The sequence below is a fragment of the Erwinia sp. 2186 genome (assembly GCF_057812255.1).
In genome coordinates this window covers 345743-359128 of record NZ_CM173824.1, presented here as the reverse complement: position 1 = coordinate 359128, position 13386 = coordinate 345743, and the positions used below count along the sequence as shown (strand labels likewise).

At 57.7% G+C, this 13386-nt stretch carries 13 protein-coding genes; 4 read left to right on the top strand and 9 right to left on the bottom strand.

Going from position 1 to position 13386, the window contains the following annotated elements:
* Nucleotides 1-82 precede the first annotated feature (82 nt).
* Complete coding sequence (gene gntR / locus ACXKZG_RS01625) at nt 83-1078, bottom strand: gluconate operon transcriptional repressor GntR (RefSeq protein WP_013204230.1); 996 nt, start codon at nt 1076-1078, stop codon at nt 83-85.
* Nucleotides 1079-1174: 96 nt separating this feature from the next.
* Entirely contained in the window at nt 1175-1870 is a 696-nt protein-coding gene (locus ACXKZG_RS01620) for a pirin family protein (protein WP_013204231.1), read from the bottom strand.
* Nucleotides 1871-2235: 365 nt separating this feature from the next.
* Between ACXKZG_RS01620 and ACXKZG_RS01615 the strand changes: the two genes are divergently transcribed.
* Nucleotides 2236-2745, top strand: a complete 510-nt coding sequence (locus ACXKZG_RS01615; protein ID WP_206404344.1) for a GNAT family N-acetyltransferase — start codon at nt 2236-2238, stop codon at nt 2743-2745.
* On the opposite strand, the gene ACXKZG_RS01610 is transcribed toward ACXKZG_RS01615, so the two are convergent.
* Entirely contained in the window at nt 2742-3758 is a 1017-nt protein-coding gene (locus ACXKZG_RS01610; RefSeq protein ID WP_488875611.1) for a LacI family DNA-binding transcriptional regulator, read from the bottom strand. The two genes, ACXKZG_RS01615 and ACXKZG_RS01610, sit on opposite strands and share 4 nt — an antisense overlap.
* 115 nt (nt 3759-3873) lie before the next feature.
* Between ACXKZG_RS01610 and ACXKZG_RS01605 the strand changes: the two genes are divergently transcribed.
* Nucleotides 3874-4704, top strand: a complete 831-nt coding sequence (locus ACXKZG_RS01605; protein WP_488875610.1) for an SDR family oxidoreductase — start codon at nt 3874-3876, stop codon at nt 4702-4704.
* Between the two features lie 8 nt (nt 4705-4712).
* Nucleotides 4713-5855, top strand: coding sequence for a phytanoyl-CoA dioxygenase family protein (locus ACXKZG_RS01600; RefSeq protein ID WP_488875609.1), 1143 nt, complete (start codon nt 4713-4715; stop codon nt 5853-5855).
* Nucleotides 5856-5910: 55 nt separating this feature from the next.
* On the opposite strand, the gene ggt is transcribed toward ACXKZG_RS01600, so the two are convergent.
* The gene (gene ggt, locus ACXKZG_RS01595; protein WP_488875608.1) at nt 5911-7659 is read right to left on the bottom strand and encodes a gamma-glutamyltransferase; all 1749 of its coding nucleotides are present in this window, start codon (nt 7657-7659) and stop codon (nt 5911-5913) included.
* A gap of 155 nt (nt 7660-7814) precedes the next feature.
* Here ggt and ACXKZG_RS01590 point away from each other — a divergent pair, with 155 nt between their 5' ends.
* Entirely contained in the window at nt 7815-8108 is a 294-nt protein-coding gene (locus ACXKZG_RS01590) for a DUF2756 domain-containing protein (protein ID WP_488875607.1), read from the top strand.
* 114 nt (nt 8109-8222) lie between these two features.
* Here ACXKZG_RS01590 and ugpQ read toward each other — a convergent pair whose 3' ends face one another.
* From ugpQ to ugpB, 5 genes are all read right to left on the bottom strand, one after another.
* The gene (gene ugpQ / locus ACXKZG_RS01585; protein WP_488876304.1) at nt 8223-8981 is read right to left on the bottom strand and encodes a glycerophosphodiester phosphodiesterase; all 759 of its coding nucleotides are present in this window, start codon (nt 8979-8981) and stop codon (nt 8223-8225) included.
* Nucleotides 8981-10051 carry a sn-glycerol-3-phosphate import ATP-binding protein UgpC gene (locus ACXKZG_RS01580; RefSeq protein WP_488875606.1) on the bottom strand — a complete coding sequence of 357 codons (1071 nt, stop codon included), beginning with the start codon at nt 10049-10051 and terminating at the stop codon, nt 8981-8983. Before ACXKZG_RS01580 ends, ugpQ begins: the two co-directional genes overlap by 1 nt.
* Before the next feature lie 3 nt (nt 10052-10054).
* Nucleotides 10055-10900, bottom strand: coding sequence for a sn-glycerol-3-phosphate ABC transporter permease UgpE (gene ugpE / locus ACXKZG_RS01575; RefSeq protein WP_013204240.1), 846 nt, complete (start codon nt 10898-10900; stop codon nt 10055-10057).
* Nucleotides 10897-11784, bottom strand: coding sequence for a sn-glycerol-3-phosphate ABC transporter permease UgpA (gene ugpA / locus ACXKZG_RS01570; protein ID WP_013204241.1), 888 nt, complete (start codon nt 11782-11784; stop codon nt 10897-10899). The genes ugpE and ugpA overlap by 4 nt, the downstream gene beginning before the upstream one ends.
* A 121-nt stretch (nt 11785-11905) precedes the next feature.
* A complete protein-coding gene (ugpB, locus tag ACXKZG_RS01565; RefSeq protein WP_488875605.1) occupies nt 11906-13225 on the bottom strand; it encodes a sn-glycerol-3-phosphate ABC transporter substrate-binding protein UgpB in 1320 nt (439 codons plus the stop codon).
* Nucleotides 13226-13386 lie beyond the last annotated feature (161 nt).

The following is a 13386-nucleotide window of genomic DNA, read 5'->3' as shown; positions in this document are numbered from 1 at the left end:
GGCACAAAGGGACAACTTTCATCCACAGCGTGCGGGCAGCAAACCCTCTTGCCCACGCGCAGTGGATAAATTCGCCCTGCCGTCAGATACTGCCACCTTCCGAAATGGTAAAGCCGACATTCACCTGTTTGGCATCGCGCAACTCACCGCGGATGCTGGACAGCAGCAGTGCGGCAGATTCACGACCCATTTTTTCACGCGGTGTCACCACCGTTGCCAGTTCAGGTGTTACCACCTGAGTAATATCATGGCCGTGAAAACCGGCAATCGCCATTTCCTGGGGCACCCGCAATCCCTGACGCTGGCATTCAAACATCGCACCGACCGCCAGGTCATCGTTGGTACAAAACAGGCTGTCGGTATCGGGATAGCGGCGCTGGGCTTCCTTCAGCAGGGTTGCGCCCATCGAGAAAGAGGACGCCTCTTCCATCATGATGCTGCGCGGCTCCAGGCCGGCTTCCCGCATCGCCTTCTCGTAGCCCTGCTGCTTAAGCAAGGTACGCTCATCCAGGCGGGCGCCAAGGTACACCGTACGGCGATGGCCTTTCTGCAGAATGGCATGGGTCATTTGCCGCGCGGCTTCGACGTTATCGAAGCCGACCGCCATATCCAGGCAAGGCGAAACCGAATCCATCATTTCCAGCACCGGGATACCGGCGGTTTCCAGCATGCGCAGGCTGGCGGCGGTGTGGGTGCGTTCGGTGAGGATCAGGCCATCAATGTTCCAGGCCAGCAACGAGCGGATTTGCAGCTCTTCTTTTTCCGCACTGTAGCCGAAGTGGCCCAGCATGGTCTGGTAGCCCGCGGCATCGGTTACCGCTTCAATGCCGCGCAGCACATCGGCGAACACCTGGTTGGTCAGCGAGGGAAGCAGCACGCCAATGGCGCGACTGGTGGAATTAGACAAAATATCGGGGGCTTTATTGGGGATGTAACCCAGCTCATCCAGCGCCTCGGCAATCCGGCTCTGTAAGGCAACAGAAACCTGATCGGGATTACGCAGATAGCGGCTGACGGTCATTTTGGTGATGCCCACACGATCGGCAACATCCTGTAATACCGGTCTTTTCTTCTTCATTATTGTAAAGGGTCAGGGGAGAGATGAAGAGAGTGTAACAAAATTGAAAGGGAAACGGTGAAGGGTGCGGTAAACCGCACCCAAAGTGTGACGGACTTAAACAGCAGGCAGATCGAACAGCAGGATTTCGGCATCGCTACCGGCTTCAATCGCCAGAGCCGCTTCGTCCCAGACCGCAAACGCATCGCTGGTGGAGGCTTTTTCACCGTTGACGGTGACATCCCCTTTCACCACCTGGATCCAGATACGGCGTCCGGCTTCAATTTCCACAGCGCCCTGTTCGCCCTGCTTCAACGCCCAACGCGAGAGCGTCATATCCTGGAACACTTTCAGCGAACCGTCACGAGCATCGGGAGACAGCACCAGCTGGCGGCCCTGCACGTCATCGAAGCGGCGCTGAGCATAGCGCGGCTCGATGCCGGTTTTTTCCGGGATAATCCAGATCTGATACAGGTGCAGCGGCACCTCTTTGCTGGCGTTGTACTCAGAGTGACGCACACCGGTACCGGCGCTCATAATCTGGAACTCACCCGCCGGGATCTGCTCTTTGTTGCCCATGCTGTCTTCGTGCTCAACCGTACCGGACAGCACGTAAGTCAGGATTTCCATGTCTTTATGCGGATGGGTACCAAAACCCTGTCCACCGTCGATCACATCTTCGTTAATCACCCGCAGCGCCGAGAAGCCCATAAAGTTGGCGTCATGATAGCTGGCGAAAGAAAATGTGTGGTAGCTGTCCAGCCAACCGTGGTTAGCGTGACCGCGATCTTGTGCTTTGCGTAGATAAATCATGTTCAATCCTCCTCAACGTTTTCACATAGTCTGGACCTGTTCTGGAGGGGATGATAGCGGATAAAATTGTCTCCTCTGTTCAAATTATTCGATGGAATCGAGAGCAGTTAAACAGACAATTTGTCGCTGGATTGCGGCGGAGGTAAACGGCAGGCAAAAAAAAAGCCAGCACCCGAGCTGGCTAAATAATACTTGGAAGCAATGTGAGCAATGTCGTGCTTTCCCGATGGTCCGTGAAGCCCATGCCGGGAACGCATGACAATAATAATCATTATCATTCGCACTTGTAAAGCATTTTTTTGCTTGATTTATCGGCTAAAGGCCATGATCTTAAAGAGGATTAGCGGAAAACAAGGAGCAGGGATATGAGTGAGATCGTTATACGTCATGCCGAACCGACTGATGCTGAGGCGCTTTTTCGCATCCTCAGTCAGCCCGAAACCTATCGCGATACGCTCCAGCTTCCGCATCCCTCGCAGCAAATGTGGCAGCAGCGGCTGGACTCGCCGAAAGAGGGTCAGCAGCGGTTTGTCGCCTGCATTGATGGCCAGGTGGTGGGCGATCTGACGCTGGAAGTGAACACCCGGTTACGTCGTCGTCACACCGCATCGTTTGGCATCTGCGTCGATGTTCATCATCGCGGCAAAGGCGTGGCTTCAGCGCTGATGAAAGAGATGATCGTCCTTTGCGATAACTGGCTGAGCATCGAACGCATTGAGCTGACGGTGTTCGCTGATAATGCCACGGCGATTGCCCTCTATCAGCGCTTCGGCTTTGTTACCGAAGGCGTTGCCCGCCGTTTTGCGGTCCGCGAGGGTCAGCAGGTGGATGCGCTGTTTATGGCGCGTCTTAAAAATGCGCCATCGCCGGTCTAAACATTGAACGGCGTGGCCACGATCACCCGTGAAAACGCCGTTTGCTGCGCTTCTTCCGCCGGCAGGAAACCATGAAAACGCAGGATGGCACTGAACGCCGTGCGCGCATCCTCCCGCAGATCGTGGTCAATTACCGCGTCCAGCTTCCCGGCCGTCAGTAACTGGCGGTTCTCCTCATCCAGATCGTGGCCAATAAAGACTTTCACCTCACGATCCATCGCCGCAAAGGCCCGCAGGATGGCGCTGTTGCCGCCGCCGACGCTGTAAACGGACTGGATGGTGCTGTCCTGTTCCAGCGCTGCGCACATCTGGGTAAAGGTCAGCTGATCGATGCCATAGCCTTCGCTGACCGCGACGGTATTCAGCCAGGGCGCGCGTTGTTGTAGCGTCGCCATAAACCCTTCCATACGCTGCTCTTCGCCGCGAAATCCCGCGCTGCTTAGCGCCACAGCCACCGTTTGTGCCTCAGTCGGCAGCCAGCGCGACATCAGCCAGGCCGCCGTTCGCCCTGCCCCTTCATTGTCCATGCCGACATAACGAATGCGCTCGCTGTACGGTAGGTCGGTGACCAGGGTCACCACCGGAACGCGCAGCGCGGCCAGTTCGGCCACCGCGCTTTCCAGCAACGGATGGTCGCTGGCCTTTAGCAGCACGCCGTAGCTGTCATTGCCACAGCGGCGCAGTTCACGCACCAGCTCTTCTGGCGTGGTCTCCTCAACAATATGGCAGCGCAGAGTCAGCCGGAACGGCGCAAAGCTTTTTATCTGGCTGAGCAGCGCCGCCAGCGTCAGCGAGCTGAAGCGCTCAGGCGCATGCATCACTAAATCGATCGGCAAGGTACGGCCGCTGGCCAGGCTGGCGCGCTGCTGCAACTCCAGATCGCGGATGGCCTGCGCAATCCGCCGTGCGGTTCGCGGATGCACGCTGCCCCGCTGGTGCAGCGCCCGATCGACCGTGGCTTTACTGACGCCCGACTGGGCCGCGATTTGCTTAAGTGAAAACGGGTTAGCCATAAATTGAGGTCTTTTTGAGGTCATGCCGACGTATTGTTAATCAAATGTAATTGCTAAGGTCAGGGTCAGCAAGTGAACAGACCTTACCTTCCCCGACAAAAAGAAAGGACAAATAATGAGCCTGACTGAAAGCACTATCTTCAACAATAAGGTGTTCGTGGTCACCGGTGGCACCCAGGGACTGGGCGCGGCGGTGGCCCAGCTGCTGGCGAAGCGTGGCGCGCGCGGCATCGTGATCTGCGGGCGTAATACCGACGCCGGACGCCAGCAGGTCGAAACCCTGAGCCACTCCGGCTGTAAAGCGATCTTCGTCGAAGCCGACATCAGCTCACCGGCAGCCTGCGAAAAGGTCGTCGCCGCGGCTGAGTCCTTTTTTGGCACGCTGCACGGGTTGGTTAACTGCGCGGGCATGTCCGATCGCGGCACCATCCTCGACACCTCGCCGCAACTGTTCGACGCCATTATGGCGGTCAACGTGCGGGCGCCCTTCTTCCTGATGCAGGCGGCGATCAAGCTGATGATCGCCAACGGCGTTGAGGGCAGCATCGTCAATATCATCACCATGACTTCACACGGCGGCCAGAGCTTTCTTAGCGCCTATGCCGCGTCAAAGGGCGCGCTGGTGACGCTGACCAAAAACGTTGCCTTCAGCGCCATGCGTAACCGCATCCGGGTCAATGGCCTCAACATCGGCTGGATGGATACGCCACATGAGGACGATATCCAGCGGCAATACCATCAGGCAGAAGACGGCTGGCTGGAAAAAGCGGAGCAGCAGCAGCCCTTTGGCCGCCTGCTGAAACCGACTGAAGTTGCCCGTGGCGTGGCTTTCCTGCTCTCCGAAGAGTCAGGAATGATGACCGGCGCGGTGATCGACTTCGATCAGTCGGTGGTTGGCTGTGGTGATAACGGTGGCTTCCAGCCATCCCATACGTTGACGCTGTGAGGTGCCCAATGACTCAGATTTACATTAATGACAGCCAGATTTCGCTGGATGATTTCGCTACCCTCTGTGCGCAGACCTTGCCGACGGCCGACTTCCCGCTGGCCCGCTCCGCCGAAAAAAACGTGCTGATTTACCACCGTGACGATCTGCTGAAAGCCGCAGAAACCGACCGTCAGAAGCTGCTGGCCGAGCTGCATCGCGCATTATCCAGTGGGCCCGGCGTGTTTGTGGTGCAGGGTTTGTATGAAGACCTTTCCGCCGTGGATCGCAGCAGCATGCTGTTTGAGGAAATTCTCGCCAGTGAAGCCGCCAGCGGCGGCGGTGGCGATCACTTTGCCAAAGCCGGCAGCAATGGCCGTATCTGGAACGCCCTGCAAAAGGTGGCAGAGCGCGATGCCGATGCGTTTATCGATTACTACAGCAACCCCTTACTGGCGCTGATTTGCGAAGCCTGGGTGGGGCCTGGCTATGAAATGACGGCGCAGGTGAATCAGGTGCGTCCGGGCGGCAAAGCGCAGCAGCCGCACCGCGATTACCATCTGGGTTTTCAGGTTAATGAGGTTGTCGCCCGCTTCCCGCTGCCGTTGCAGATCCTGTCACAATATCTGACGCTGCAGGGTGCGGTCGCCCACAGCGACATGCCGTTGGAATCTGGCCCCACGCAGCTTCTGCCGTGGTCACAACAGTATGCCGAAGGCTATCTGGCCTGGCGCGATCCGCGCTTTATCGCCTTCTTCCAACAGCACGCCATTCAGCTGCCGCTGAAAAAAGGCGATGGGCTGTTCTTCAATCCGGCGCTGTTCCATGCCGCCGGCAACAACGTCACTGCGGATCATATTCGCACCGCCAATTTGCTGCAGGTCTCGTCGGCCTTTGGCAAAACGATGGAAAAAGTGAATCACGTCAAGGTGCTGGAGGCGATCTATCCGGCCTTGCTGAGCAAAACCCTGAGCGACGCACAGCTGCACGCGGTGGTGGCCGCGAGTGGTGAAGGCTATTCCTTCCCCACCAATCTGGATACCGATCCGCCATTGGGTGGGCTGGTGCCGAAGACTCAGCAGCAGTTGATTCTGGAGGCGTTGCAACAGGGCTGTTCAGGCGGGGCGTTTAATCAGCAGCTCGCCGCACATGAACGAAAAAGAGAGGCGTAAGCGCCTCTCAGGAAGGAACGTGCAGAACCCCCGACCGCCGGGGGTTCTCAGCCGGTTAGTAACCCGCCGTTAAATCATCAATGGTGCGTGGATCGGATGCGCCATACAGCATGCCGTCCGGCCCAATCATAATGCTCTGCGTGCTGCCCATCGCCGGCATCACCTTCACATGCTGACCTTTGGCTTCCAGCAGTTTCAGGCTGTCCGGGCTGAAGCCCTTTTCAACCCGCAGCTGATCCGGCAACCACTGGTGATGGAAGCGTGGTGCGTTGGTCGCTTCAGCGATATTCATCCCGTAATCGATGCTGTTGACCACCATTTGCAGCACGGTGGTGATTATGCGGCTGCCGCCAGGGCTGCCGGTCACCAGCCAGGTTTTGCCATCTTTCGCCACGATAGTCGGCGACATTGATGACAACGGTCGCTTATACGGCCCCACCGCATTGGCTTCGCCGCCCACCAGGCCATAGACGTTCGGCGTGCCCGGCTTGGCAGAGAAGTCATCCATTTCATTGTTCATCAGGATGCCGCTGTTACCCGCCACGATACCGCTGCCAAAATAGGTGTTGAGCGTGTAGGTCACCGCCACCGCATTGCCCTGCTTATCCACCACCGAGAAATGGGTGGTCTGGTTACTTTCATACGGTGCCAGCTTGCCCGGTTTGATCTCCGAAGACGGCCGCGCCTTATTCACATCAATCTGCTGCGCCAGCGATTTCGCATAGGCTTTGCTGGTCAGCGCCTGCCACGGCACCTTCACAAAGTCCGGATCGCCGAGATATTCCGAGCGGTCGGCATAGGCATATTTTTCCGCTTCCGCCATCACCTGCATCGCATCGGCGCTGCCAAAGCCCATTTTCGCCAGATCGAAGTTTTCCAGGATATTCAGGATCTGCACGATATGGATCCCGCCGGAAGAGGGCGGTGGCATCGAGAAGACTTCATAGCCGCGATAGGTGCCGCTGATCGGCTTACGCTCAATCGCCTGGTATTTCGCCAGGTCCACTTTGCTGATTAAGCCGCCGTGCGCCGCCATTTCCTCGTCAATCTGCGTGGCGATAGCGCCCTTGTAGAAGGCGTCCGGTCCCTGGCTGGCAATCAGCGTCAGGCTGTGAGCCAGATTGCGCTGCACCAGCGTCTCGCCGCGGGCATAAGGCTGACCATCGGCCTTGTAGAAAATCGCTTTGCTGTTGGGATGGTTAATCAGCACTTCTTTGCCATAGACCTTCAGATCGTCAGCCAGCGCCTGATTGACCACGATGCCTTTGCTGGCCAGTTTGATCGCCGGCTGGATCAGACGGCTGAGCGGCATAGTGCCGTACTCTTTATTCGCCAGCGCAAAGCCCGCTACCGTGCCAGGCACGCCGGACGCCAGGTGAGAGGTGAGGGATTTTTTGCTGTCGGCATTGCCCTGCGCATCGAGGAACATATCGCGACTGGCGCGGGTTGGGGCCATTTCGCGGAAGTCGATGGCGGTGGTACGGCCTGAGGCGGTGCGCAGCATCATAAAGCCGCCGCCGCCGAGGTTGCCGGCCTGCGGATGGGTGACCGCCAGCGCAAAACCGACGGCAATCGCCGCATCCACCGCGTTGCCACCCTGCTTAAGGATATCCACGCCAACCTGAGTTGCTGTCGCATCCACTGACGACACCATCCCATGTTGCTCTTTCACCGGATGGAAGGTATCCGCATCCACCCCGTAAGAAACTGCCGGTGCGGTGGGCGCAGCACTGGCACCCTGCCACAGTAACAGCCCGATCATTAGCGGTCCCGCAAGCCGCGTTAACTTACCCTGTCCTGTCATCTTCACCTCTTGTTAGTCTTATTTACGTTTGTTTACTGCTGATAAGTGTGTACGAAATAAGAGAAAAGGCGAGGCGGGACTGAAATTCAGTTGACTCCTGGAGGCAGTTTGGTGGCCCTGACATACACTTGAGTAATCTAACACGGAGGCAGTTTATGAAATGGTTAGTTATTTTTATTGCCGCACTGGCACCGTTGAGCGGCATGGCCAACATGTTGAACAACAATCAGCCAAACCAGCCGGGCTATAATCCCAGCACTCAACGGATGCAGAGCCAGATGCAGACGCAACAGTCCCAGCAGAAACTGAAGTTGCAGCAGGATCAGCAGCGTCAAAGCCAGGACACACAGCGGAAAGTTCAGGAGCAGCGGAACAGTGCTTCCCAGCGCGTGATCCAGTCACAGCCGGGAACCAACACCCTGCCGCCGGTGCAGCAAAACAACAATTAATCCCCACCTTACCCACAGTGCTGGCGCGACAATAAAGCGGCAAGCACTGAGAACCCCGACGCTGTCGCAAGTCAGTGGCCGGGGTTCATCTATTCAGCTCATGCGGTTGCCGCCTCAGCGATGCAGTTGAGAGGCAAAGTCGGGGCCAAGGGTGTCGATGGCATCAGTACAGATCGCATCGACACCCCACTTCAACAACTGTGCAGCCCTGTCGGCATCGTTCACCGTGTACACCAGAATACGTAAGCCGGATTTTTTCAGCTCAGCCACGCGCTTCTCACTCAAGACCTTGTGATTGAAGTGAATCGACACGCACTCCAGCGCATCGGTCATTTCCTGCCAGTTATCGTGCCATTCATGCAGCAGCAAACCCCGTGGCAGCTCCGGTGCCGCCTCTTTCGCCGCGGCCAGCGCCACCGTTGAAAACGACGAGAGCAGCGGTGCTGCGGGCTGCATATGCCAGAGATCCCGCGCGGCCAGCGCCACCACCCGTCCGGTTTCGGCTTCCAGCCCGGTGGTGGGTTTGATCTCGATATTGGCCATCATCTGGTGCTCGGCACAGCGCTTCGCCACCTGCGACAGCAACGGCAGGCGCTGATCGGCGAAATCCTTGCCGTACCAACCGCCGACATCCAGCTGCACCAGCTTTTCCCAGGGAAGCTGCCCGGCAATTCCCCAGCCATTGCTGGTCCTGTCCAGCGTGTCGTCGTGCAGCAGGAAGATCTCGCCATCCTGCGACAGCTTCACGTCAAATTCGATCATCTTGTGGCCCAGTTTCGCGCCCACATCAATGCCGGCGAGGGTGTTTTCCGGGGCGAGTTTACCGCCGCCGCGATGGGCCACAATCGGGGGGTAAGGCCAGGCTTTGTTCATCATTCGAGCCGTTGTCCAGTAGAGGGTTCAAAGAAGTGTAGCGAGTCTGTCGGCAGATGCAGCCACAATGTGCTGCCAATCGCCGGACGCTCGATATGCGGCAGGCGTACCACCAGCGACTGCCCGCCCCACTTGCCGTGCGCCAGATTATCCGCGCCCAGCATTTCCAGCGTTTCCACCACCAGCGGTAAGCCGTCCTGCGGTGACGCGAGTTTAATATGCTCCGGGCGAATACCCAGCGTCAACGGACGGCCCGCCCAACGCGCTTTCGCTTGCGACAACGGGATCGTAAAGCGATCGGACAACGTCAGCCGGCTGCCATCATCATTTAGCTGGCCATCCATCAGGTTCATCGACGGCGCGCCAATAAAGCTGGCGACAAAGCGCGTCGCCGGACGCTCATACACCTCCACCGGCGTACCCAACTGCTCCAGCACCCCTTTGTTCATCACCATCACCCGCTGCGCCAGCGTCATCGCTTCCACCTGATCGTGGGTAACATACAAGCTGGTGGTGTTCAGGCGGCGGTGCAGCAGCTGCAGCTCAAGGCGCATCTGCACGCGCAGGCGGGCATCGAGGTTGGATAAGGGTTCATCGAACAGGAATACCGCCGGTTCACGCACAATCGCTCTGCCCATCGCCACGCGCTGCCGCTGGCCGCCAGAAAGCTCACGCGGGCGGCGATGCAGCAAGGCTTCCAGCTCCAGGCTTTTGGCGGCTTCCAGCACTTTCTGCCGCACATGCTCTTTGCCCATGCCGCGAATCTTCAGGCCATACGCCATGTTCTGCTCAACGCTCATATGCGGATAGAGCGCGTAGTTCTGGAACACCATGGCGATGCCCCGATCTTTCGGTTCAAGATCGGTGACGCGCTGGGTATCGATATAGATATCGCCGCTGGTGACCTCTTCCAGCCCGGCGACCATGCGCAGCAGCGTGGATTTTCCGCAGCCGGAGGGACCCACCATCACCATAAATTCACCGTCGCGGATTTCCACGTCGAGCGGCTGAATGATCTGATTTTTGCCGTCATAGGATTTGGTAACAGCCTGAAGTTTTACGCCTGCCATAACTTATTTCTCGCTCTCAACCAGCCCGCGAACAAAGGCGCGCTGCATCACTAAAACAATCACAATCGGCGGCACCATGGTCAGCAGCATGGCGGTCATCACCAGATTCCATTGGGTCGAGCCGTCACCGTTGCCAATCATGCTGCGGATACCGGCGACGGCGGTGCCAAGGTCCGCTTCGCTGATGATCAGCAGCGGCCACATATACTGGTTCCAGCCGTAGATAAAGGTGATCACAAACAGCGCCGCGAGGTTAGTTTTCGACAGCGGCAGCACGATGTCCCAGAAGAAGCGCATCGGGCTGGCACCATCAATCCGCGCCGCTTCAATCAGCTCGTCCGGCAGGGTCATAAAGAACTGGCGGAACAGGAAGGTGGCGGTGGCGGAAGCCATCAGCGGCAGCGTCAGCCCGCTGTAGCTGTCGAGCATATTCAGGTTGGAAATCACCTCGACGGTCGGGAAGATCCTCACCTCAACCGGCAGCATCAGGGTGATAAAAATCATCCAGAAGAACAGCCCGCGCAGCGGGAAGCGGAACCACACCAGCGCGAAGGCGGAGAGGATCGACACGGTGATTTTCCCCAGCGTAATGCTCAGCGCCATGATCGCGCTGTTCATCAGCATCACGCCAAAGGGCGCGCTGTTCTGCGCCACGCCGTGCTGCCAGATGTTGGCAATGTTATCCAGCAAATGGCGGCCGGGGATCAGCGTCATCGGCACCTGGAACACTTCGCTGTTGCTCAGGGTGGCGGCAACAAAGGCCACGTACAGCGGGAACAGCACGGTGAGGATCCCCAGTCCCAACATGATATGGCTGAACATCGTCAGCCCTGGTCGGTTCTCTATCATTGGTAGCGCACCCTTTTCTCGACGTAGCGGAACTGGATCACCGTCAGAATAATCACCAGCACCATCAGCACCACCGACTGGGCGGAAGAGGAAGAGAGGTCGAGTCCGGCAAAACCTTCGCGGTAAATTTTATAAATCAGCGTGGTGGTCGACTGCACCGGGCCACCGCCGGTGGCGGCGTCAATCACCGGGAAGGTGTCGAAGAAGGCATACACCACATTCACCACCACTAAAAAGAAGCCGACCGGGGTGATCAGCGGCAGAGATAACTGGAAAAAGCGCCGGACCGGACCCGCGCCATCAATGGCGGCGGCTTCCGTCAGCGATTTTGGAATGGACTGCAGCGCGGCAAAGAAGAACAGGAAGTTGTAACTCATCTGCTGCCAGATCGAGGCCAGCACCACCAGAAACATCGCCTGACCGCTGTTTTGCGCATGGTTCCAGTCATAGCCGAGGTAACGCAGGAAATGGGTAATCAGCCCCAGACCCGGACTGAACAGGAACATCCACAACACTGCGGCGACGGCGGGCGCCACGGCGTAAGGCAGTAAAAACAGCGTCTGATAGAAGCGCTTCAGGCGCAGGACATGGTCGACCAGCGCGGCAAAAAACAGCGAGACCACCAGCCCGATGACCGTGACCAGCCCGCTGAAAATCAGCGTGGTCAGAAAAGAGTCGAGGTAATACTCGTCGCCGATCAGGCGCCTGAAGTTTTCCATGCCGACAAAGGTGCTGGAAAGGCCGAACGGATCGACGCTTTGCACCGAATACCACAGGGCTTCACCGGCGGGCCAGAGGAAGAAGATCACGGTGATCAGCAGCTGAGGCAGCACCAGTAGATAGGGCAGCCAGCGCGAGCGAAAAACGGGACGGGAAGAAGACATAGCGTCGTCCAATATGAGGAGTAAGGGGCCGCGTTCACTACCCTCAACGCGGCCCTGAAAACGGGTTCAGGGGCGCATCCAGCCGGGAATTGGACTGAATGCCGCCCCTGTGGGCGAAGCGTTATTGCTTAGCCGTCTGCTCAAAGCGGCGCAGCAGCAGATTGCCACGGGTCACCGCGTTATCCAGCGCCGCCTGCGGCGTTTTCTTACCGGTCCAGACGCCTTCCAGCTCTTCGTCGACAACGGTACGGATCTGCGGCATGTTGCCCAGACGCATCCCTTTGGTGAACGCTAACGGTGGCTTGTTCAGCATCTGACGCGTGGCGATGTCCGCGCCGGGATTTTTATCGTAAAACCCTTGTTTGCGGGTCAGCTCATAGGCAGCGGTGGTGATCGGCAGGTAGCCGGTTTTCTGGTGCCATTCAGCGGCGATATCCGGCTGTGCCAGGAAGGCCATAAACTCGGCCACGCCTTTGTAGGTGCTGGCGTCTTTGCCTTTCATCACCCACAGGCTCGCGCCGCCGATGATGGCGTTCTGCGGGGCGTCAGAGACGGTGGCGTCGTACGGCATCATGCCGACGCCGTAGTTAAATTTGGCGTAATGACGGATATCCGCCAGCGAGCCTGAAGACGCGGTGGTGATGCCACAATCGCCGTTGTAGAACTTGGCGGTGGATTCATCTTTACGGCCGAAGTAGGTAAAATCGCCCTTCTTGTTCATATCTTCCAGCATCTGGATATGACGAACCTGCGTCGGCTTGTTGAATTCCAGCACGGTATCGGTGCCGTCAAAACCGTTGTTTTGGGTGGCGACCGGCAGTGCATGCCAGGCGCTGAAGTTCTCAATCTGGATCCATCCCTGCCAGCCACTGGCGTAGCCACAGGTCATGCCCGCTTTACGCAGCGCAGCGGCGTCCTTTTCCAGATCCTGCCAGGTTTTCGGCGGCTGATCCGGGTTCAGACCGGCTTTTTTGAAGGCGTCTTTGTTGTAATACAGCACCGGCGTCGAGCTGTTAAACGGCTGAGAAATCAGGTGGCCGCTGGCGTCGCTGTAGTAGCCCGCCACGGTCGGCACGAACTGCTTCTCATCGAAGGCCACGCCGGCGTTTTTGAACACATCGTAGACCGGTACGATCGCTTTAGAGGCCATCATGGTGGCGGTACCCACTTCGTAAACCTGCAAAATAGCCGGCGCTTTGCCTGAACGCACGGCGGCAATCCCGGCCGCCAGGCTCTGTTCGTAGTTGCCTTTGTAGGTCGGCACGATTTTGTAATCTGGGTGAGATTCATTAAAGCGTTGTGCCAGAGAATTTACTTCCACACCCAGTTCGCCTTCCATCGAGTGCCAGAAAGGGATCTCGGTGGCAGCCAGTGCGTGACCGCTGAAGGTCAGTCCCAGTACCATGCAAAGTGCGGTTTTACGAAATGAGAACGATGTCATATCGGTATCCTGTGCCCGGAGTCAATCGCGCGATATCGCGCATTCTTATTGTTCGGGAAGTAACATGACACGGGAAAATGACGGAAAGATAACGGGTTTATGACGGAAAGGTGACAGGCAGGTGACGCACGAGGCGAGTGAATTACCGCCTTTTTTGCGCT

Excerpts from the sequence above, each read along its gene's own strand:
- ugpE (WP_013204240.1), bottom strand. The coding sequence starts at position 10,900 with ATGATAGAGAACCGACCAGGGCTGACGATGTTCAGCCATATCATGTTG.
- ugpQ (WP_488876304.1), bottom strand. The coding sequence starts at position 8,981 with ATGAACAAAGCCTGGCCTTACCCCCCGATTGTGGCCCATCGCGGCGGC.
- ugpB (WP_488875605.1), bottom strand. The coding sequence starts at position 13,225 with ATGACATCGTTCTCATTTCGTAAAACCGCACTTTGCATGGTACTGGGA.
- ACXKZG_RS01620 (WP_013204231.1), bottom strand. The coding sequence starts at position 1,870 with ATGATTTATCTACGCAAAGCACAAGATCGCGGTCACGCTAACCACGGT.
- ACXKZG_RS01615 (WP_206404344.1), top strand. The coding sequence starts at position 2,236 with ATGAGTGAGATCGTTATACGTCATGCCGAACCGACTGATGCTGAGGCG.
- ACXKZG_RS01590 (WP_488875607.1), top strand. The coding sequence starts at position 7,815 with ATGAAATGGTTAGTTATTTTTATTGCCGCACTGGCACCGTTGAGCGGC.
- ggt (WP_488875608.1), bottom strand. The coding sequence starts at position 7,659 with ATGACAGGACAGGGTAAGTTAACGCGGCTTGCGGGACCGCTAATGATC.
- ACXKZG_RS01600 (WP_488875609.1), top strand. The coding sequence starts at position 4,713 with ATGACTCAGATTTACATTAATGACAGCCAGATTTCGCTGGATGATTTC.
- gntR (WP_013204230.1), bottom strand. The coding sequence starts at position 1,078 with ATGAAGAAGAAAAGACCGGTATTACAGGATGTTGCCGATCGTGTGGGC.
- ugpA (WP_013204241.1), bottom strand. The coding sequence starts at position 11,784 with ATGTCTTCTTCCCGTCCCGTTTTTCGCTCGCGCTGGCTGCCCTATCTA.
- ACXKZG_RS01610 (WP_488875611.1), bottom strand. The coding sequence starts at position 3,758 with ATGGCTAACCCGTTTTCACTTAAGCAAATCGCGGCCCAGTCGGGCGTC.
- ACXKZG_RS01605 (WP_488875610.1), top strand. The coding sequence starts at position 3,874 with ATGAGCCTGACTGAAAGCACTATCTTCAACAATAAGGTGTTCGTGGTC.
- ACXKZG_RS01580 (WP_488875606.1), bottom strand. The coding sequence starts at position 10,051 with ATGGCAGGCGTAAAACTTCAGGCTGTTACCAAATCCTATGACGGCAAA.